The sequence below is a fragment of the Acidovorax sacchari genome, from assembly GCF_042847045.1.
GTDB lineage: Bacteria > Pseudomonadota > Gammaproteobacteria > Burkholderiales > Burkholderiaceae_C > Paracidovorax > Paracidovorax sacchari.
The window spans coordinates 1,114,181-1,133,616 of record NZ_AP035783.1 but is presented as its reverse complement, the minus strand read 5'-3'; the positions used below and the strand labels follow the sequence as shown (position 1 = coordinate 1,133,616).

Below are 19,436 nucleotides of genomic sequence, written 5' to 3'. Positions count from 1 at the left end.
GACGGGAGGGACCGGTCGGTGTCTCGAGCGGAAAATGCTTCGGCAGTCATGCCGTGGAGTCTATCGGCTTCCGCCAGGCCTTCACGGGGAGGGCGGATGGATGCCTGCCAGCTCCAGTTGCATGGCGATGTGCTGGACCAGGGCCGCCACGTTCTTGCCGCGCTCCGGCGAGATGACGAAATGGGCTGCGTCCCGGTAGAGCGGGTCCCTCTCGCGCTGAAGTTCGCGAAGCCGGTCCAGCGGCGAATCCACCTGCAGCAGGGGCCGCGTCTGGTCGTGGCGGATGTGCCGGAAGATTTCCTCCGGCGAAGCGTTCAGATACACGACCGTGCCCCGCTCGCGCAGGCGCGCGCGGTTGCCGGGACGTATCACGACCCCGCCGCCCGTGGCCAGCACCTGTGGCCGGACCTCCGGGCGGGTCAGTTCGTGGATGACCTCCTCCTCCAGGTCCCGGAAGGCGGCTTCGCCTTCACGATCGAAAAAACCACGGATCGAGCCGCCGATGCGCTGCTCGATCACGTGGTCCGAATCGATGAAGGGCAGGCCCAGCCGCCGGGCGAGATGCCGCCCGACGGTGGATTTACCCGAGCCCGGAAGGCCGATGAGGTGGATGCTCAGTTGGGGTCGGTGCAATTGTTGATGGAGCCGAAAGGACTGACCTGAGAGGCTGGAGGCACCTGCGCGTTCGTCATGTCCGAAGACGGGGCCCCCGTGAAGAAGCTGAAGAACGTGCTGGATTCCGTGCCCGCGACGATGGCCCTGGCAGCCAGCTCGATCTGGAGCCAGTTGGCATATTGCTGCCCGAAGGTCAGCGTGAAGGTGGCGCTGCCGGTGGCGTCCGTGGTCACGGAAGCCGGTGCGATGGCGGCCGGCAGCCCCGGGCTCAGGCGGCCGTTGCCGTCCCGGTCCTCGCCCGGATCGAGGATACCGTTGCGATTGGCATCTTCATTGAGGCAGAAGGCCGGGGGATTGTCCCTGTAGGTCCAGACACTGTTGGTCTTGTCGAAGAGCAGGATGCCCTTGCCGTACAGCGGTGCCCAGTACGACAGTGCCACATTCTGGTTGGCCACCGGTGCACCGGTGGCATCCGTGACCTGCACGGAGAACGTATTGCGGTACGTGGTCGTCAGCTTCTCGATCTGGTTGTTGGCCGCGATGGAGATGAAGAGCGCCTGGCTGCTCACCGTCAGGGACGACACAGCACTGATGTTGGTGTTGGCCACGTTGGCGCGGATCTGCACGCCATTGGCAGCGGTCGAGGTGGCGCCGGCCACGAACACGTCGGTCGCCAGGCCGTTGGCATCGGTCACTGCCGTGCCCGTCTTGATGGCGCCGCCGCTCAGGTCCTGCACCACGGTGAAGAACACGGTCTTGCCCTTGACGGCATTGCCGGCGGCATCGCGCACGGTGGCGCGCAGCTGCACCTGGCTGGCGCTGCTGCCGGCCGGGTTGGGAGCCAGGGCTGCCGAAGAGGTCTGCAGCACCAGCGTCGCCGGCGTGGAAGCCACGAAGTTCAGCGGCAGGGTCGTGATGGCGTTGTCGTCCACGCGGGCGCTCACCGTGGCGACGCCCACCGACGGAGACGTCACCTGCACCGTGGCCGAGCCCGTCGCGTCGGTGACCGCCTGCGTGGGCGTCACGGTGCCACGCGTCGTGCCGAACGAAACGGTCTTGCCCGCCACGCCGGCATTGCCCGACAGGTAGCGCACCGTGACCGTGCTCGTGCTGTTGATCTCCACCTCCGTGTTGGCGGCGGGGGCCGTGAAGGCGAAATTCACGCTGCTGACGCTGATGGTGAGCGCCTGCGACGCGCCTGCCCCCTGGATGGTCAGCGTGTCCGTGCCGCTGCGGGTAGCCGCATAGGCCAGCGTCACCGAGCCGTTCGCGTCCGTGGTGGCGCTGCTGGCGGTGACGGCGTTGCCCAGCGACGACGACGCGGTCACCGCGGCGCCTGCAATGGCGGCTCCGCCGCTGTCGCGCAGCGACACGGCGAAGTTGGCGGAGGCACCCGTCAGCATGGACGTGGCACCCGATGCCGTCAGCGTAGTGCCCGAGACCGGGATGGTGGCCTTCTGCGTGATGGAGCCCGATGCCACCGTCACCACGATGTCGCGGTTGGAACGGTCCGTGCCGGCGGTGAGGATGGCCGTGGCGCGGCCGTCCGTGCCGGTGGAGGCCGCCACGCTGGCCAGCGTGCCGCTGCTCGCGCTGAAGGTCACCGGCTTGGACGCGATGGCGTTGTTGGAGGCGTCCTTCAGCACGGCCGTGACCGTCACGCCCGTGGTGTCGGCGGATGCCAGCGTCGTCGCCGAGGTCAGGACCTCGATGGATGCCACGTTCGGCGTCGTGGTGCCGCCGCCGCTTCCGCCGCCGCTGCTTCCACCGCTCCCACCACCTCCTCCACACGCTGCAAGCGTGGCAGCCAGCGTCACCGCGATGGCTCTCATCAATGCTTTCATTCGTTCACCTTCGTTTGCTTTTAACGGACCGGACCTTTGTCCGAAATCACCTTCGGCGTGATGAACACCAGCATCTCGCGCTTGGTGGACTCACGGGTCCTGTTCTTGAAGAGGTTGCCGACGACCGGCACGTCTCCCAGCAGGGGGATCTTGTTTTCCTGGTTGGTTTCCTCCAACCGGAAGATCCCGCCGATCACCACGGTACCGCCGTTCTCCACCAGAACCTGCGTCTTGACGTGGTTCGTGTCGATGGCGACGCCCTGCGTGGTCGTCTCTCCCTTGCTGTCCTTGTTCACATCCAGGTCGAGGATGATGTTGCCTTCGGGCGTGATCTGGGGCGTGACCTCCAGCTTCAGCACCGCCTTCTTGAAGGCGATGGTGGTCGCGCCGTTCGGGGCCGTCACCGAATACGGGTATTCGGTACCCTGCTCGATGAGGGCCTTGGTCTGGTCTGCCGTGATGAGGCGCGGGCTCGACACCACCTTGCCCTGGCCGTCGGCCTCCATGGCGGACAGCTCCAGGGTCAGGAAGCGGTTCGCGGCGGAATTGAAGAGCGTCAGCGCGAAGTTGCCGAAACTCGCGCCCGACGAGAGCGCGGCCGGCAGGTTCACGAAGGTGGAGCCGGCGGCATCCGAACCCGTCGCCACCGTTCCGCCCGCGCCGCTCGATGCGACGGCATTGTTGTAGCTGGTGCCGATCGCGAGGCGGTTGTTGCCGCCCACGCTGTAGCCGCCGTCGCCCCCGCGGTTGGCCCGCAGGTCGGCGCCGCCCAGGCGCACGCCCAGGGAACGGCCGAAGGTGTCGCGCGCCTCGACGATGCGCGCCTCGATCATCACCTGGCGCACGGCCACGTCCAGCGTGCTGAGCAACTGGCGCACCTCTTCCAGCTTGGCGGGGGTGTCGGTGACGAAGAGCTGGTTGGTGCGGGGCTCGGCGATCGCGCTGCCACGCTCGGACAGGAAGCGGGTGGACGTGCCGGTGGTGCCGGTGCTGTTGTTGGCCAGCTGGGCCACCATGTCGGCCGCCTTGGCGTAGTTCAACTGGAAGGCCTGCGTGCGCAGCGGTTCGAGCTTCTGGATGGCCAGCGCCGCTTCATAGTCCTTCTTCGTGCGCGCATCGATCTCGTCCTTCGGGGCGATCCACAGGACGGTGCCGGACTTGCGCATGCCCAGGCCCTTGGCATCCATGATGATCTGCAGCGCCTGGTCCCAGGGGACATCCTTGAGCCGGAGCGTGAGGGCGCCGGTCACCGTGTCGGACGTGACGATGTTGAAATTGGTGAAGTCCGCGATCACCTGCAGCAGGGAGCGCACTTCGATGTTCTGGAAGTTGAGCGACAGCTTCTCGCCGCTGAAGCCCGGTCCCTGGCTCAGCTTGTTCAGATCGACCTTCTTCTGCCGGACCTCGACCACGAACTGGTTGTCGCTCTGGTAGGCGCTGTGCTCCCATTCACCGATGGGCTCGATCGTCATGCGCACGCGCTCGCCCTGGGTGGTGGTGGTCACGGTGCGCACGGGCGTGCCGAAGTCCGTGACGTCGAGGCGCCTGCGCAGCCCCTCGGGCAGCGAGGACTTGAGGAATTCCACCACGAGGTTGTTGCCCTGCTTGCGCAGATCCACGCCCACCTGGTTGTTGGCCAGGCCGACGATGACCCGGCCGGCGCCATCGGTGCCGCGGCGGAAATCCACGTCGCGCAGCGGAAGCACGTCGGTATTGCGGTTTTCAGCGAACACGGCGGGGGCAGCCGCATTGGCCACGGCCCCGCCGGACACGGGCTCCAGCGACACCATGAGGGCGGAACCCTGCACTTCCGCCTTGTAGGACGTGGGTTGCTTCAGATTGAGGACCACCCGCGAACGGTCGCCCGCCTGGACGATGTTCACCGACTTCAGGTTGCCCTGGTTCACCTCGACCAGCGACTTGCCCGTCCCGTTGGTGGTGTTGGGAAAGTCCAGCGCGATGCGAGCGGGAGCCTGGATCGCGAAGCCCGACGGCACGGCGCCGAGCGGCTGCGACAGCTCGATGCGGACCATTTCCGTGCCACCCTGCATCACGCCCTTGACCGACTCGATCGCAGCCTGCGCATGGACCCAGGTGCTGCACAACGTGGCCGCGGCAGCCAGCAAGGCCGCCCGGCAGCGAAAACCAAACCATTTCGTTCGAATCATTTCTTCCCCTCTTGGAGATCCAGCGTCGCAGGACGCTCTATCCAGTCGCCCGTGGCGTCCTGGACTATTTCACGCAGCTGAATGGCCGTCTCGGTGATCCGGGTGATTTTTCCGTAGTTCTGCCCCAGGTAGTTGCCCACGCGCACCTGGTAGATCAGGTTGTCCACCTTCAGGAGGGCCGTGGGAACCCCGTTCTTGTTCAGGCTGCCGACCATGGACATGGCGTCCAGCGGATAGGCCTCCAGGGGCTCCTTGCGGCGGGCCATCTCGGGCGCGATCAGCGTCGCGTTGGAGGCCACCTGCGCGGAATCCCGGCGCAGTGCCTGCGTCAGCTTGGCCTGGTTGAACGGGTCGGCGGCTCCATCGACGACATAGTTCTCGGGCTGGAACCGCTTGGGCTCGCTCAGGGGCGTGACGTGCGGGCGGGTCGTGGCGCGCAACTGCGCCATCCACTCGCGCAGTTCGTCCTCGTTGGAGGAGCCGCAGCCCTGCAACGCTGCCACCGCGAACGCGGCCAGCGCGTACGGAAGATGCCGCTTCATTTCTTTCCTCCGGCAGCCTTGCGCTGGGCCTGGATCTCGTCAGGGTCCAGGTAGCGGAACGTGCGCGCCGTGGCCTCCATCGACAGCGTGCCGGCCGGCGCGTCCTTCGTGTTCGCGGGCGACAGGGTGATGTTGTTCAGCGTGACGATGCGGGAAAGATTGGCGATGTCCGCCGCGAAGGCACCGATGTCGTGGTACTTGCCCGTGACCCTGATGGCGATGGGCAGCTCCGCGTAATAGTCGCGCACCACCACCTGCCCCGGACGGAACAGTTCGAACTGCAGGCTGCGCCCCAGGCCGGCCTGGTTGATGTCCGACAGCAGCGCGGCCATCTCGGCCTTGCTGGGCAGCTGCTTCTCCAGCTGGATCACGTACTGCTGCACCTGCTCGCGCTGCTTCTTCAGGGCGTCCAGGCTCACCGCCTTGACGAGCTTGCGCTGGTAGTCCTCCCGCAGGCTGACTTCCTTCGCACGCTCGGCTTCGAGCTCGTCCTGGTATTCGTTGATCTTGAAGAACCACAGGAACGCAGCCACGGCCACGGCGATGAAGACGCACAGCAGCAGCCGGGGCAGGGGCGGCCAGAGGGAAGGGTCCTTCGGATCCAGGTTCCGGAACTGCCGCTGCAGGCTGTCCTGCAGCGCGCTGAAATCCACCGATGCTTTTTTTCTTGTCGCCATCCTCATCCCCCCGCCGCGCGCGGCGCGCTCGCGCCATCCATGGCCTTCTGCGCCTCGCTGGTCCGCATGAGCCGGAAACGCACGTTGAACGAAGCCACCCGGCGCTGGTCCCGGGGAGTCAGGGCCACGGTCGTGGCCACGATCTCCACCAGTTCGGGCTTGGAGAACCACGGCGTGTTGTCCGCCAGGTTGCGCAGCATTTCCGAGACCCGCTCGTTCGATTGCGCCATGCCCTGCATGGTGATGACCTGGTCCGCCTGCTTCAGGCTCGTGATGTAGACACCGTCAGGCAACTGCCGCACCAGCTCCGAGAGCAGGTGGACGGGCAGGTTGCGGTCGGACTGGAGATCCTCCACCGCCTTCTGGCGCGCGCGCAATGCGGCGATTTCTTCCTCGATGGTGGCGATCTCCTTGATCTGGCCCTCGAGGACCTGGATCTCGGACTGCAGGAAGGCATTGCGCCCCTGCTGCTCCCCGATCATCATCTGGAACCACCAATAGACGATGGCGGCGATCGCGAGGCCCGCCAGGAACGACGCGAACATCGCCACCTGGAAGGCTTCCTTGCGGCGCTTCCGGGCTGCCTCGCGGTGGGGCAGCAGGTTGATGAGAATCACTGGAGGAACCTCCGCATGGCGAGCCCGCACGAAGTCAGGTAGGAAGGCGCCTCGCGCACCATCTTCTTGAGACGGACGGAACTTCCGATCTCCATGCCCTCAAAGGGATTGATGGCCGTGCAGGCGCAGCCCGAGTGCTGCGTGACGGCTTCCGTCAGGCCGGGCAGCGGCGCGGAACCGCCGGCCAGCATGATGTGATCCACCCGGTTGTAGGGCGTACTGGTGAAGAAGAACTGCAATGCACGGCCGATTTCCTGAGCCATGCTTTCCACGAACGGGCGAAGGACCGCGGAAGCATAGTCTTCCGGCAGGTCGCCGCTGCGCTTCTTGCTCTCCGCTTCCTCGGCGGAAAAACCGTACTGCCGCACGATGAGCTGGGTCAGCTGCGCGCCGCCAAAGGCCTGGTCCCTGTCGTAGAGGACCTCTTCATTGCGAATGACCTGCATGCTCGTCGTGAGTGCGCCCACCTCGAACAGCGCCACCAGCGCGTCCTTGCCCTGCTGCGGCAGGGCCTCGATGAGCCGGCCCGCGGCGAGCCGGGATGCGTGGGATTCGATATCGACGATGACCGGCTTCAGCCCGGCCGCCTCGGCCAGCCCCTGCCGGTCCTGCACCTTCTCGCGCCGCGAGGCTGCGATCAGCACGTCCACATCCCCCGGCGCGCTCTTGTTGGGACCGATGACGCAGAAATCGAGGCTCACCTCGTCGAGGGAGAACGGAATGTACTGGTTGGCCTCGGACTCTACCTGGACCTCGAGTTCCTGCTCCGTCATGCCGCCCGGCAGGGTGATGCGCTTGGTGATGACGGCCGAAGGCGGCAGCGCGAGCGCCACGTTGCGGGTGCGCGTGCCGCTCTTCTTCACCAGGCGGCGCAGGGCCTCGGCGACTTCGTCGAATTTCTCGATATTGCCGTCGCTGATCCAGCCCCGCTCCAGGGGCTCGATCGCACAACGTTCCAGTACCAGCCCCCCTGCCTTGTCGCGCCCGAGCTCGACCAGCTTGACGCTGGAAGAGCTGATGTCGATGCCCAGCAGCGGCGCAGCCTGGCGACTGAACAAAGATCCCAAAGAGATCAAGATTGGCCCCCTGTAACTCGCCTTATTGACGCAACAAAACTTAACACTTCACATGAATGCTAGCAGTAAGGTTGCGGGGCGGCAAAGCGTTTCCCGCCGCCGAAGCCGCCGTTACGTTGTCAAAAGCAGACGGTTTTCCGACCGTTGCCGGGCGTTAAATGCACGCGGCCGCAAGCGCTGCCGCGTCGGGAGGGGCGGCGGCGGCCGGCACGGAAAAAACGTTGATGCAACGCCCGATTTTTTATAATGCCCGGTTGATTTGCACTGGACAGATATGCCGCCTCCCCCGACCGACAAGACCGCTCGCGAGAGCGCTTCCGCCCGTCCCACCTGGCTCCGCTGGCTGCTCAGGAGCCTGGCCTGGCTCTTCGGGATCGCGGCCGCGGGCGCACTGGGCCTGGCCCTGCTGATTGCCGTGGCGCTGGCGGTGGCCTACCCCAACCTGCCGGACATCTCCGACCTCGCCGACTACCGGCCCAAGCTGCCCTTGCGCGTCTATTCCGCCGAAGGGGCGCTGCTCGGCGAGTTCGGCGAAGAGCGCCGCAACCTCACGCCCATCCAGGACATCCCGAAGGTCATGACCAACGCGGTGCTGGCCATCGAGGACGCCCGCTTCTTCCAGCATGGCGGCGTGGACTACAAGGGCATGGTCCGCGCAGGCCTGGCCAACCTCGGCCGGGTGAAGAGCCAGGGCGCCTCCACCATCACCATGCAGGTGGCGCGCAATGTTTATCTCTCATCAGAGAAAACAATCACACGCAAAATTTACGAAATATTACTAACATTCAAACTCGAGCACCTGCTGACCAAAAATCAGATTCTCGAGATTTACATGAACCAGATTTATCTGGGCAACAGGGCATACGGTTTCGCCGCGGCGTCCGAAGCGTATTTCGGAAAACCGCTGAAGTCCATCAGCATTGCCGAGGCGGCGATGCTGGCGGGCCTGCCCAAGGCACCGTCCGCCTACAACCCCATCAGCAATCCCAAGCGCGCCCGCGTGCGCCAGCTCTACATCATCGATCGCATGGTGGAGAACGGCTTCATCACGGCCGAAGAGGGCGCGGCCGCCAAGCAGGAAGACCTGAAGATCCGCCCCGGCGGCCCGGACAATACCCGCATCCATGCCGAATACGTGGCCGAGATGGCACGCCAGCTCATCTTCGCGCAGTATGGCGCCGAAGCCTATACGCGCGGCCTGAATGTCTATACCACCCTCACGGCAGGCGACCAGGAATCCGCGTACCAGGCCCTGCGCAAGGGCATCATGGACTACGAGCGCCGCCAGCATTACCGCGGGCCGGAGAAATTCGTCGCCCTGCCCACCGATGCCCAGGAGGCCGAGGACGTCATCGACGACACGCTCGCGAGCCATCCGGACAATGGCGACGTGCTGTCGGCCGTGGTGCTGGAGGCTTCCCCGAAGAAGATCGTGGCGGCGCGCGCCAACGGCGAGCCCATCGAGATCACCGGCGACGGGCTCAAGCCCGCGCAGTCCGGGCTCAGCGACAAGGCGCCGCCCAATATCCGCATCCGCCGCGGCGCGGTGATCCGCATCATCCAGACGCCGAAGAAGACCTGGGACATCACGCAGCTGCCCGAGGTCGAGGGCGCCTTCGTCGCCGTCGATCCCCGCAACGGCGCGATCAAGGCGCTCGTGGGCGGCTTCGACTTCGACAAGAACAAGTTCAACCACGTCACCCAGGCATGGCGCCAGCCGGGCTCCAGCTTCAAGCCCTTCATCTACTCGGCCGCGCTCGAGAAGGGTTTCACGCCCGCGACGGTGGTGAACGATGCGCCGCTGTTCTTCAGTGCCGGCACCACGGGCGGCCAGCCCTGGGAGCCCAAGAACTACGACGGCAAGTACGACGGCCCCATGACCCTGCGCACCGCGCTGGCCAAGTCCAAGAACGTCGTGTCCATCCGCATCCTCCAGGCCGTCGGCCCGAAAACCGCGCAGGACTGGATCACGCGCTTCGGCTTTGACGCGGACAAGCATCCCGCCTACCTCACGATGGCGCTGGGTGCCGGCTCCGTGACGCCGATGCAGATGGTGTCCGCGTACTCGGTCTTCGCCAATGGCGGCTACCGCGTGAACCCCTACCTCATCACCCGGGTGACGGACCACAAGGGCCGCATCCTGTCCAACTTCGAGCCGCCGGCGACCACCGACAACCCACGCGCCATCGAGGCACGCAACGCGTTCGTGATGGACAGCCTGCTGCAGGAAGTGACGCGGTCGGGCACGGCCGCCCGCGCGCAGGCGACGCTCAAGCGCCCGGACATCTACGGCAAAACCGGCACCACCAACGATGCCATGGATGCATGGTTCGCGGGCTTCCAGCCCACCATCGCGGCGGTCACCTGGATCGGCTACGACACCCCGCGCAACCTGGGCAGCCGCGAAACCGGCGGCGGCCTGAGCCTGCCGGTCTGGATCAGCTTCATGGAACGCGCCCTGAAGGGGGTGCCCGTGGCCGAACCGACGGTGCCGCCGGGCGTGGTGAACGTCGGGGGCGAATGGTTCTACGAGGAATTCGCCCGCAATGCCGGCGTGGCGAGCGTGGGCATGGAAGACCATCCCGCCGCCGCGGTGCCGGGCGCGCCGCCGCAGGCACCGCCCCCGGCGGAAGAGCGCAACCGCATCCTGGACCTGTTCAGGAACTGATCCCCTCGCGCGCAGCGCGAGGCGGCGACGGAGGCACCCCGGCTTCGGCCGCGGTGCCTTTTTTCCTGGAGAAACCTGCCAGGAAACGGCCCGGCGCTCAGGCCGCGGAGAACGACAGCGGCATGCCCGCCTGGCGGGACGCGTCCCGGCTCAGGGCGGCAAAGAACTCGCCGGCGCCCTTGGTGTCCTGCCAGGCGCCGTCCTCGAAACGGTAGTGGTAGCCGCCCGACTGGGCCGCCATCCAGATCTCGTGCAACGGCTTTTGCAGGTTGATGACGATCTGGCTGCGGTTGGGGAAGGTGATGGTCACCATGCCGCCCGAGCGCTGGGCGTCCAGGTCGGCGTCGGTCGCGTCGTTGATGCGGTCGCAGCCCTGCTCGACCGCCAGCAGCAGTTTCTCGGCGTGGTCCAGGAATTCTTGGTCGGTCATTACTTCTACAATTTGCGGATGTTGAGAGCTTCCCAAATTCTAGTCAGCGTGTCCGTCCTTGCTGCCGGTACGGTTGCCGCGCTGACCGGCTGCGGGCAGCGCGGCCCGCTCTACCTGCCGGGCGACCCCGCGGCCAGCCAGCGTGCCACGCTGCCGCAGACGCTCGATCCCATGCGCGACGCGCCGACGCCCTCGCCGATCCCGGCGCCGTCCCTGGCGCCCGCAGGGCCGGCCATGCCGGCCTCGGCACCGTCCGCTCCTTCGTCTTCCGCAGCATCTGCCGCATCGCCCGCGCCCTCCCCGACGTCCTCTCCTGCCTCCGCCCCCACCGCTCCATGACGCTGACCGCACTGCCCGGGCACCCCCACATCGCCTACCGGGGCGACGACCTTTTCATCGAATCCGTGCGTGCCGCCGACCTGGCGCAGGAGCACGGCACGCCGCTCTACGTCTATTCCAGGGCGTCCATGCTCTCGGCCCTGGAGGCCTACCAGCGGGGCTTCGCGGGCCGCAAGGTGCAGATCTGCTATGCCATGAAGGCCAACTCCTCCCTGGCCGTGCTGCAGCTGTTCGCGCGGGCAGGCTGCGGCTTCGACATCGTTTCCGCGGGCGAACTCCGGCGCGTGCTGGCGGCGGGGGGCGAGGCAGGCAAGGTGATCTTCTCGGGCGTGGGCAAGACGCGCCAGGAGATGCGCGAGGCCCTCGAAGCCGGCATCGGCTGCTTCAATGTCGAGAGCGAGCCTGAACTCGAGGTGCTGAGCGAGGTCGCGGTGGCGTGCGGCCGGCGCGCGCCCGTGAGCATCCGCGTGAATCCCAACGTCGATCCCAAGACCCATCCCTACATCTCGACCGGCCTGAAGGGCAACAAGTTCGGCGTGGCCCACGAGCGCACGGTGGCCACCTACCAGCGCGCCGCGTCCCTGCCGGGCCTGCAGGTGGTGGGCATCGACTGCCACATCGGCTCGCAGATCACCGAGGCCACGCCCTACCTCGACGCCGTGGACCGCATGCTCGACCTGATCGCGCAGATCGAGTCGGCCGGCATTCCCATCCACCACATCGACTTCGGCGGCGGCCTGGGCATCGACTACAACGGCGACACGCCGCCCGCGGCGGATGCGCTGTGGAAACAGCTGCTCGCGCGCCTCGACGCGCGCGGCTACGGCGACCGGCAGTTCATGATCGAGCCCGGACGCTCCCTCGTGGGCAATGCGGGCGTCTGCCTGACCGAGGTGCTCTACGTGAAGCCGGGCGAGCAGAAGAACTTCTGCATCGTCGATGCCGCGATGAACGACCTGCCCCGCCCCGCCATGTACCAGGCGTTCCACGGCATCGTGCCGGTGGCCGCGCCTGCCACGGACACGGCCACCGCGGTGTACGACGTGGTCGGCCCGGTGTGCGAGAGCGGCGACTGGATCGGCCGTGACCGCGCGCTGGCCGTGCGTGCCGGCGACCGGCTGGCCGTGCTGTCCGCGGGGGCCTATTGCAGCTCCATGGGCAGCAACTACAACACCCGCGCACGGCCCGCCGAAGTACTGGTGGACGGCGCCCGGGCCCACCTGATCCGCGCGCGCGAGCCGCTGGAAGACACGTTCCGCCACGAGAAACTGCCCGGCTGAACGTTCGCTTGATGCGCATCAAGCTCCCGCCGGGCCGATGTCCGTACATTGGCCGTTTCACGACGGACGGGACGCCATGGCATCGGAACCTCTGGAACTGTATCGAGACAAGCACCATGCGTGCCTGATGTTCTCCGACCTCATCGAGGAGGACGGGCAGGCGGTGCAGGCCAACCAGTTCCTCATCGTGGACGGGGACACCGGGGCGATCATCGATCCGGGCGGCAACCTGGCCTTCAACGAGCTGTTCATGGGCATGAGCAAGCACTTTGCCCCGCACAAGCTCTCCTATCTCATCGCCTCGCACGCCGACCCGGACATCATCGCCTCGCTCGACCGGTGGATGACCAGCACCAAAGCCACGCTGGTGATCTCGCGCATCTGGGAACGGTTCGCACCGCATTTCACGAAGGTGGGCAAGACCGAGAACCGCGTGATCGGCGTGCCCGACGCCGGCGGCCACCTGCCCCTGGGCCGGCATGAACTGGTGCTGCTGCCCGCGCACTTCATGCACTCGGAGGGCAACTTCCATTTCTACGACCCGGTGAGCAGGATCCTCTTCACCGGGGACCTGGGCGTATCGATGACTTCCGGCGCCGAAGCGCGCGAGCCGGTCACCGACCTGCGCCCGCACATCCCGCGCATGGAGGGCTTCCATCGGCGCTACATGGTCTCCAACAAGATCCTGCGCCTGTGGACGCGCATGGCGCGCCAGCTCGACATCGCCATGCTGGTGCCTCAGCACGGCGCCCCCATCATGGGCCGCCAGGCCATCGCGGACTTCTTCGACTGGATCGAGAACCTGCAGTGCGGCATCGACCTGTTCGACGACCGCGCCTACCAGTTGCCGACAGCGCTCATCGACCCGGCCACGCGGCAGGTGCGGCCGGCGCTGCAGGCGGTACGGGCCTGAGGGCCTGGGGGCTGGCGACGGCCTTCCCCGGCCGGCCCGGGATCACGAAGCCACCGCCCTGGCAGCACGCGCACCGCGCAGCGCCTTCGCAATGCGCCATCCCAGCAGCACGGCCAGGATGGCCGCGTAAATGGCGACTTCGCCGAAGAAGTTCTTTCCCGCCCGCATCCAGAAGAAATGCAGCAGCGCAAGAACGGAGGCCACGTACACGGCGCGGTGCAGGGCCTGCCAGCGCTTGCCGCCGAGCCAGCGGATGGCCCGGTTGAACGAGGTGGCCGCGAGCACCAGCAGCAGCGCGAAGGCGAGCATGCCCACGAGGATGAAGGGCCGCTTGGCGATGTCGCGCACGATCTCCGGAATGTCGAATCCCATGTCCAGCCAGGCGTAGCACAGCAGGTGCAGGAGCGCGTAGAAGAACGCGAACAGCCCGAGCATGCGGCGGAACCGCGCCAGTGCCGGCACGCCGGTGAGCAGGCGCAGCGGCGTCACCGCCAGCGCGATCCACAGTCCGCGCAGGGCCCAGTCGCCCGACGCACGGATGAGCGCCTCGGCGGGGTTGGGCCCCAGGCGATCGGCGACCACGCCATATACCAGCCAGGCGAAAGGCAGCAGGCAGATCGCGAAGACCACCGACTTGGCGGCGGGATGCAGCAACAGTTTCTTCATGAAAGGTGGCAGGAAGCAGCGAGCCGGCGACAGCGGCTGCCGCAGCGGCTCAGTAGAACTTCTTGAGATCCATGCCTGCGTAGAGCTGGCCGACCTGCGCTTCGTAGCCGTTGAACATCAGCGTCTTGCGTTTCTTGGCGAACAGGCCGTCCTCGCCGATGCGGCGTTCCGTCGCCTGGCTCCAGCGTGGGTGGTCCACATTGGGGTTCACGTTGGAATAGAAGCCGTACTCCTGCTTCGCGGCCTTGTTCCAGGCCGTGCCGGGCTCCTTTTCGACGAAGCGGATCTTGACCAGGCTCTTGGCGCTCTTGAAACCGTACTTCCAGGGCACCACGAGGCGCACGGGCGCGCCGTTCTGGTTGGGCAGGACTTCGCCGTACATGCCGAAGGCGAGCAGCGTCAGGGGATGCATGGCCTCGTCCATGCGCAGGCCCTCCGTGTAGGGCCAGTCGAGCACGGGCCGGTCCACGTAGGGCATGGTCTTCTTGTCGGCCAGGGTCACGAACTCGACGTACTTGGCGCTGCCCTGGGGCTCGACGCGCTTGATGAGTTCGGCAAGCGAATACCCCACCCAGGGAATGACCATCGACCAGCCCTCGACACAGCGCAGCCGGTAGATGCGCTCTTCCTGCGGGCTGAGCTTGAGCAGGTCCTCGATGGCGAACTTGCCGGGCTTGTTGACGAGGCCCTCGACCTCCACCGTCCACGGCGTGGTCTTCAAGGTGTGGGCGTTGCGCGCGGGATCGCTCTTGTCCACGCCGAATTCGTAGAAGTTGTTGTAGGTACTGGCGTCCTTGTAGTCGGTCAGCTTCTCGATGGTGGTGGCACCCGCCACCTTGCTGGGGACCGACGGCAGGGGCGCCAGCTTTCCCGGGCGGGCCGTCTGGGCCAGGGCTTCGCGGCCGGCCCAGGTGGCCAGGGCCGCGCCGGCGGCGCCCGCGGCCATCAGCTTCATGAGGTCGCGGCGACCCTCGTAGACCGCGCGGGGTGTGATCTCGCTGCCGGCGGGGTGGAGAAAGCCGTCGTCGTGGGTGCGGATGAGCATGGATGGTCCTCGGTGGGGCGCCCTGGGGGAAAGACCCTGGTTATACGCGCCGAACCCTCCGAGAGATTCATCCCGCGTTACAACGTTCCATAACTGTGCAGCCCGGAAAGCCACATGTTGACGCCCAGAAATGCGAAGGTGGTGACCCCGAGGCCCACCAGCGCCCACCAGGCCGACACCGTGCCGCGCAGCCCTTTCATCAGCCGCATGTGCAGCCAGGCCGCGTAGTTCAGCCACACGATGAGCGCCCAGGTCTCCTTCGGGTCCCAGCTCCAGTAGCCGCCCCAGGCCTCGGCCGCCCAGAGGGCGCCCAGCACGGTCGCGATGGTGAAGAAGGCGAAGCCGACGGCGATGGCCTTGTACATCACGTCGTCGAGCACCTCGAAGGACGGCAGCCTCTCGGCGATGCGCCGGCGGCCCAGGAGGATGCCGGCGACGATGAGCGCGGAAATGCCGAAATACACCATCCAGTAGCTGCCGCCGTTCTCGGCCGCGCCCTGGCGGAACACGATGGGCTCGAAGCACAGCACCACGCCGAGCATCCACAGCGGCGCGAGCTTCCACCAGCGCGTTTCGCCAGCCTGCTGCTTGATGAGGTAGGCGAAGGCCACCATGGCGGCCAGCGCGAAGGTACCGTAGCCGATGAAGTTGGCGGGCACGTGCAGCTTCATCCACCAGCTCTTCAAGGCCGGCACCAGGGGCTGGATCTCGTGGGCCTCCCGCACGACGGTGTACCAGAGCAGGAAGCCCACGGCGGCACTCACCACCAGCATGACGAAGCCGCCGAGCGCGCGCGTGGCGTACTGCTCCTCGTAGTAGAGGTAGAACGCGGCCGTCATCCAGCAGAAGAGCACGAAGACCTCGTAGAGGTTGCTCACGGGGATGTGGCCGATGTCCGGCCCGATGAGGTAGCTCTCGTACCAGCGCACCAGCGTGCCGATCAGCGCCATGGCGATGGCCACCCAGGCGATGCGCGAGCCCAGCAGGGAGAGCGTGCCGCGCTCGCCGCGGGCGAACATGCCCAGCCAGTAGAAGACCGTGCTGATGAAGAACAGCATGCTCATCCAGAGGATGGCGGACTGGCTGGAGAGGAAGTACTTGAGGCCGAACACCGCATCCGCGCGCGCAAGGCTGCCCGCGCCGTCCTGCTGGTAGAGGCCGATGGCGAGCAACGCGAACGCCGCCACCGCCAGCATCAGCGTGCGCAGCGGGCGCCAGAACCATCCCAGCCAGACCGTGCAGGGGATGGCACCGAGCAGGATGCCCTTCTCGTACACATCCATGAAGGCGCCGTAGCGCTGCAGGGCATACAGGCCGCCCGCCGCCACGATGGCCGCGAACACCCAGTCGAACCAGTTGCGGCGCGCGAAATAGCCTTCGCTCAGGGTGATGGTGGTGGTCGCCGTGTTCATGCGGTGATGCCTCCGTGGTGGGGCCGGGCCCCGATGAGTTTCTCGGTGAGCCGGGCGAATTCGCGGTCGCCGTCCAGGGTCTTGCGGTTGGTGGACAGGGCCATGGTGGCGTCGGCCCCGTCGCCGTTCCCGGCGGGCGCCAGCCACACCCATACGCGCCGCTCGCGCACGTAGAGCATCGCGAACACGCCCAGGATCAGCAGCGCGCAGCCCAGGTACACCACGTTCTTGCCCGGGGCGCGCGCCACCTGGAACACGCTGGCCTGCACCTGCTTGAAATCCGCCAGTTCGAACGCCATCGGCGCCGGATAGGCCTGGGCGTCGCTGAGCGACAGCACGGCCTGCGTCATGAAGGCGCGGGTGGCTTCGTCCTGCGGCAGGGGCGCGAGGCCCGCGCGCTCGCGCGTCAGCTGGGCGAGCTCGAACAGCGCGCCGTTCAGGATGCGGATCAGCACCTCGCCGGCCCGCTCGCGCTCGGCGGGCGGCACATTCGCCTCCATGAAATCCGAGATGGCCTGCAACCCGCCGCGCTGCGGGCTGCCCGCCGCGGTCTTGCCGGGCTCCGCCGCGCCGGCGAAGATCGACAGTGCGCGCAGCGTGGACTGCGCCAGCTGATCGGCCAGTTCGGGCCGGGAACCGTCCACCGCATGGGCCACGTAGCGCCGCACCGCCTGCCCGCGGAGAGCAGGGTCGGCCAGCGCCATGCGCATGCGCAGGAAGCCGTCCATGCGGCCCTGGTCATCCACCGGCACGCGCAGGAACCGGAAGGGATCGGCCGGGGTCTCGCGCACACCCAGCAGGAACACCGGCTGGCCGTCGCCCGTGTCCACCGGCAGCATGTAGTTGTGGAACTCGCGCGCCTGGCCCGCGGCGTCGCGCAGCTTGTAGGTGACGCTCGGGCCCACGTTGCGCAGTTCCTTGGGCGTGGACGTCTTGTTGCCCGCACCGAGGCGCGATTCGATGGAATGCCGCAGGTCCACCTTGCGCACGTCCGCGCCGGAGCCGCCGGCCCCGGCGCCGAAGTTCTCGACGTTGATGGTGCGCAGCCCCGTGAATTCCAGCGTGAGGGCCTGCACGGCATCCGCGCCCTTCTCCCCTGTGCCGGCGCGCTCGATGCGTGTGGAGCCGCCCACGGTTCCTTCGACCTCGAACGGCTGCACGCCCGGCTCCATGGGCACGGCCCGCAGCTTGAGCAGGGAGCCGCCGTCGTCGAAGCTCGACTGGTAGATCTCGATGCCGCGGTAGCTGGCGGGGTGGTTCACTTCCACGCGGGCGGGCACGGATTCGCCCGTTGCGCGGTCATGGATGACGATCTCGCTCGCGAAGAGCTTGGGCATGCCCGTGGAGTAGTGCTCCACGATGAATTTCTTCAGTTCGATGGAAAACGGCAGCTCCTGCAGCAGCACGCCGTCGGACTGGTTCAGGATGGCGGTACCGGACTGGGTGCCCTCGGCCACGAACAGATTGCCCCGGAAGGTGGGATTGCGTTCGGAGAGCCGGTGCTCCGCCCCCACTTCGGAAACCATCCCTGCGCCGGTGTACGGCGTCTTGCCCCCCAGCCACATCTGGGCGCGCACGATCAGGTCGCCGTCCAGCAGGCCCCCCAGGCAGATGAGCACGATGGCGCTGTGCGCGGCGATGTAGCCGATCTTGTTGGCGGCTCCCGCCTTGGCAGCCACCATCCACCCCGTTCCCGGCCCCGCGGCGGTGTCGCGCTGCTGCAGGCGGACCTTCCAGCCGCCGCCGGCCAGCAGCCCCCCGATGCGCCGTGCCGCGGCTTCCGGCGCCTCGGCACCGAGCACCGCGTGCGCGCGGTGGTGGAAGGCCTTCAGGCTCTGCTCGCGGACGTTTTCCTTGTAGCTGCGCAGGTCGGCGAGGTAACGCGGCGCGTTGCGGGCAATGCACAGCGAAGTGCTGGTCACCAGAAAGGCGAGGATCAGCAGGAACCACCACGCGCTGTAAACCGCATTCAGCCGCAGTGCCAGGAACAGCTCGGACCAGAAGGGCCCGAACTGGTTCACGTAGTTCGCAGCGGGCTCGTGCTGCTTGAGGACCGTGCCGATCACCGAGGCGATGCAGATCACCGTGAGCAGCGAAATCGCGAAACGCATGGACGACAGCAGCTCGACCAGGGCCCGCGCGGGTGCGGTGCGGTACGGATGCGGGTGGCCGTGGACGGTGTCGGACATGGAAACGGACAGGCGAAAAAAGCGTGCGGCGAGGGGAGCGGGTGGGAGCGGCAGGGCCCTGAAAACAGAAAAGGCGGGCCATCCGTTCAGATGGGCCCGCCCGTCTTGGGTGTGATTATCGGCGGCAGGTTCCGGAAGGCCGGGGGGCCAACCGGGGGGATTTTGACGCAAATCAAGCGCCGGAGCTCCCGGGATTCCCGCAGGGTGCGCGGGGAGGAACGGATCTCAGCGCAGGCCGGCGATGTAGTCCGCCACGGCGCGGATCTCGCGGTCGTTGAGCTTGGCGGCGACCTGGGTCATCTGCACGCTGTTGGCGCGCTTGCCGTCGCGGAACGCGGTCAGCTGCTTGGCCGTGTAGTCGGCATGCTGGCCCGACAGGCGCGGGTATTGGGCCGGGATGCCGGCGCCGTTGGGGCTGTGGCAGCCCGCGCATGCGGCAATGTTGCGGTCGGCGATACCGCCGCGGTAGATGCGTTCGCCCAGGGCGACGAGGTCCTTGTCCTTGGCGAAGCCGGGCTTGGCCTGCTTGCCGGCCGCCCACCAGGCGATGTTGCGCATGTCGTCTTCCGACAACGTGGCGGCGATGCCCTGCATCACCGGGTCGGCGCGCTTGCCGGACTTGAACTCCTGCAGCTGCTTGACGAGGTATTCGGGGTGCTGCTGCGCCAGCTTGGGATTGGCCACGATGGTGGAGTTGCCGTCGGCCGCATGGCAGGCTGCGCACACCGCGGCGAAGCTGGCCTCGCCCTTGGCCAGGTCCGGCTTGCCCGCCTTCTGTCCCGCCGCGGGTGCCTGGGCCGAGGCCGGGAAGGCGGCCACCGCCAGCGCGGCAGCCATCAGCATGGGAGCAAGCAGTTTCTTCATATCGGGGGTTCTGTGTTGTAGAAGGGGGGCCGCAAAGCCCGTCAATCTTACAATGCGGCCCTTCGCGGGCGTCTCCCTGCTAACCCCCATT

17 protein-coding genes are annotated in these 19,436 nt (G+C 67.0%); 4 read left to right on the top strand and 13 right to left on the bottom strand.

The window, feature by feature from the left end; all coding sequences use genetic code 11:
* Positions 1-81 precede the first annotated feature (81 nt).
* From ACGHC0_RS05075 to ACGHC0_RS05045, 7 genes are all read right to left on the bottom strand, one after another.
* Positions 82-633, bottom strand: coding sequence for a shikimate kinase (locus ACGHC0_RS05075; protein ID WP_415267596.1), 552 nt, complete (start codon positions 631-633; stop codon positions 82-84).
* Positions 615-2,336, bottom strand: a complete 1,722-nt coding sequence (locus ACGHC0_RS05070) for an Ig-like domain-containing protein (protein WP_368354269.1) — start codon at positions 2,334-2,336, stop codon at positions 615-617. The genes ACGHC0_RS05075 and ACGHC0_RS05070 overlap by 19 nt, the downstream gene beginning before the upstream one ends.
* Before the next feature lie 143 nt (positions 2,337-2,479).
* Positions 2,480-4,627, bottom strand: a complete 2,148-nt coding sequence (gene pilQ, locus ACGHC0_RS05065) for a type IV pilus secretin PilQ (protein WP_368354268.1) — start codon at positions 4,625-4,627, stop codon at positions 2,480-2,482.
* Positions 4,624-5,169 carry a pilus assembly protein PilP gene (locus tag ACGHC0_RS05060; RefSeq protein ID WP_368354267.1) on the bottom strand — a complete coding sequence of 182 codons (546 nt, stop codon included), beginning with the start codon at positions 5,167-5,169 and terminating at the stop codon, positions 4,624-4,626. Before ACGHC0_RS05060 ends, pilQ begins: the two co-directional genes overlap by 4 nt.
* Positions 5,166-5,852: a type 4a pilus biogenesis protein PilO gene (locus ACGHC0_RS05055; protein WP_405045323.1), complete on the bottom strand. Its 687-nt coding sequence runs from the start codon at positions 5,850-5,852 to the stop codon at positions 5,166-5,168. The genes ACGHC0_RS05060 and ACGHC0_RS05055 overlap by 4 nt, the downstream gene beginning before the upstream one ends.
* A complete protein-coding gene (locus ACGHC0_RS05050; RefSeq protein ID WP_368354265.1) occupies positions 5,849-6,463 on the bottom strand; it encodes a PilN domain-containing protein in 615 nt (204 codons plus the stop codon). Before ACGHC0_RS05050 ends, ACGHC0_RS05055 begins: the two co-directional genes overlap by 4 nt.
* Positions 6,460-7,539: a pilus assembly protein PilM gene (locus tag ACGHC0_RS05045; RefSeq protein WP_011794152.1), complete on the bottom strand. Its 1,080-nt coding sequence runs from the start codon at positions 7,537-7,539 to the stop codon at positions 6,460-6,462. The genes ACGHC0_RS05050 and ACGHC0_RS05045 overlap by 4 nt, the downstream gene beginning before the upstream one ends.
* A 274-nt stretch (positions 7,540-7,813) precedes the next feature.
* Here ACGHC0_RS05045 and ACGHC0_RS05040 point away from each other — a divergent pair, with 274 nt between their 5' ends.
* Positions 7,814-10,207: a penicillin-binding protein 1A gene (locus ACGHC0_RS05040; RefSeq protein ID WP_368354264.1), complete on the top strand. Its 2,394-nt coding sequence runs from the start codon at positions 7,814-7,816 to the stop codon at positions 10,205-10,207.
* A gap of 97 nt (positions 10,208-10,304) precedes the next feature.
* Here ACGHC0_RS05040 and cyaY read toward each other — a convergent pair whose 3' ends face one another.
* Entirely contained in the window at positions 10,305-10,637 is a 333-nt protein-coding gene (gene cyaY / locus ACGHC0_RS05035; protein ID WP_368354263.1) for an iron donor protein CyaY, read from the bottom strand.
* A 48-nt stretch (positions 10,638-10,685) separates the two neighbouring features.
* On the opposite strand from cyaY, the gene lptM reads away from it, so the two are divergent.
* The 3 genes from lptM (at position 10,686) to ACGHC0_RS05020 (ending at position 13,169) form a co-directional block, all read left to right on the top strand.
* Positions 10,686-10,976, top strand: a complete 291-nt coding sequence (gene lptM, locus ACGHC0_RS05030) for an LPS translocon maturation chaperone LptM (RefSeq protein ID WP_415267595.1) — start codon at positions 10,686-10,688, stop codon at positions 10,974-10,976.
* On the top strand, positions 10,973-12,256 hold the full coding sequence (lysA, locus tag ACGHC0_RS05025; RefSeq protein WP_415267594.1) for a diaminopimelate decarboxylase: 1,284 nt from the start codon (positions 10,973-10,975) through the stop codon (positions 12,254-12,256). The genes lptM and lysA overlap by 4 nt, the downstream gene beginning before the upstream one ends.
* Before the next feature lie 76 nt (positions 12,257-12,332).
* Positions 12,333-13,169, top strand: coding sequence for an MBL fold metallo-hydrolase (locus tag ACGHC0_RS05020; protein WP_026432706.1), 837 nt, complete (start codon positions 12,333-12,335; stop codon positions 13,167-13,169).
* A gap of 42 nt (positions 13,170-13,211) precedes the next feature.
* On the opposite strand, the gene ACGHC0_RS05015 is transcribed toward ACGHC0_RS05020, so the two are convergent.
* The 5 genes from ACGHC0_RS05015 to ACGHC0_RS04995 all read right to left on the bottom strand — a co-directional run bounded on the left by ACGHC0_RS05015 (position 13,212) and on the right by ACGHC0_RS04995 (position 19,345).
* Entirely contained in the window at positions 13,212-13,835 is a 624-nt protein-coding gene (locus ACGHC0_RS05015; protein WP_415267593.1) for a sulfite oxidase heme-binding subunit YedZ, read from the bottom strand.
* 49 nt (positions 13,836-13,884) lie between these two features.
* Positions 13,885-14,880 (bottom strand): protein-methionine-sulfoxide reductase catalytic subunit MsrP, encoded by a 996-nt coding sequence (gene msrP, locus ACGHC0_RS05010; protein ID WP_415267592.1) that lies wholly within the window; start codon positions 14,878-14,880, stop codon positions 13,885-13,887.
* A gap of 77 nt (positions 14,881-14,957) precedes the next feature.
* A complete protein-coding gene (gene ccsB, locus ACGHC0_RS05005; RefSeq protein ID WP_415267591.1) occupies positions 14,958-16,292 on the bottom strand; it encodes a c-type cytochrome biogenesis protein CcsB in 1,335 nt (444 codons plus the stop codon).
* The gene (locus ACGHC0_RS05000) at positions 16,289-18,481 is read right to left on the bottom strand and encodes a cytochrome c biogenesis protein ResB (protein WP_415267590.1); all 2,193 of its coding nucleotides are present in this window, start codon (positions 18,479-18,481) and stop codon (positions 16,289-16,291) included. The genes ccsB and ACGHC0_RS05000 overlap by 4 nt, the downstream gene beginning before the upstream one ends.
* Positions 18,482-18,706: 225 nt before the next feature.
* Positions 18,707-19,345 (bottom strand): c-type cytochrome, encoded by a 639-nt coding sequence (locus tag ACGHC0_RS04995; protein WP_368354255.1) that lies wholly within the window; start codon positions 19,343-19,345, stop codon positions 18,707-18,709.
* Between the last annotated feature and the right edge of the window lie 91 nt (positions 19,346-19,436).

What these genes read in the sequence shown, in the direction of transcription:
- lysA (WP_415267594.1), top strand. Translation starts at nt 10,973, where the DNA reads ATGACGCTGACCGCACTGCCCGGGCACCCCCACATCGCCTACCGGGGC.
- ACGHC0_RS04995 (WP_368354255.1), bottom strand. Translation starts at nt 19,345, where the DNA reads ATGAAGAAACTGCTTGCTCCCATGCTGATGGCTGCCGCGCTGGCGGTG.
- ACGHC0_RS05000 (WP_415267590.1), bottom strand. Translation starts at nt 18,481, where the DNA reads ATGTCCGACACCGTCCACGGCCACCCGCATCCGTACCGCACCGCACCC.
- ACGHC0_RS05015 (WP_415267593.1), bottom strand. Translation starts at nt 13,835, where the DNA reads ATGAAGAAACTGTTGCTGCATCCCGCCGCCAAGTCGGTGGTCTTCGCG.
- pilQ (WP_368354268.1), bottom strand. Translation starts at nt 4,627, where the DNA reads ATGATTCGAACGAAATGGTTTGGTTTTCGCTGCCGGGCGGCCTTGCTG.
- ACGHC0_RS05040 (WP_368354264.1), top strand. Translation starts at nt 7,814, where the DNA reads ATGCCGCCTCCCCCGACCGACAAGACCGCTCGCGAGAGCGCTTCCGCC.
- ACGHC0_RS05020 (WP_026432706.1), top strand. Translation starts at nt 12,333, where the DNA reads ATGGCATCGGAACCTCTGGAACTGTATCGAGACAAGCACCATGCGTGC.
- msrP (WP_415267592.1), bottom strand. Translation starts at nt 14,880, where the DNA reads ATGCTCATCCGCACCCACGACGACGGCTTTCTCCACCCCGCCGGCAGC.
- ACGHC0_RS05060 (WP_368354267.1), bottom strand. Translation starts at nt 5,169, where the DNA reads ATGAAGCGGCATCTTCCGTACGCGCTGGCCGCGTTCGCGGTGGCAGCG.
- ccsB (WP_415267591.1), bottom strand. Translation starts at nt 16,292, where the DNA reads ATGAACACGGCGACCACCACCATCACCCTGAGCGAAGGCTATTTCGCG.
- cyaY (WP_368354263.1), bottom strand. Translation starts at nt 10,637, where the DNA reads ATGACCGACCAAGAATTCCTGGACCACGCCGAGAAACTGCTGCTGGCG.
- ACGHC0_RS05055 (WP_405045323.1), bottom strand. Translation starts at nt 5,852, where the DNA reads ATGAGGATGGCGACAAGAAAAAAAGCATCGGTGGATTTCAGCGCGCTG.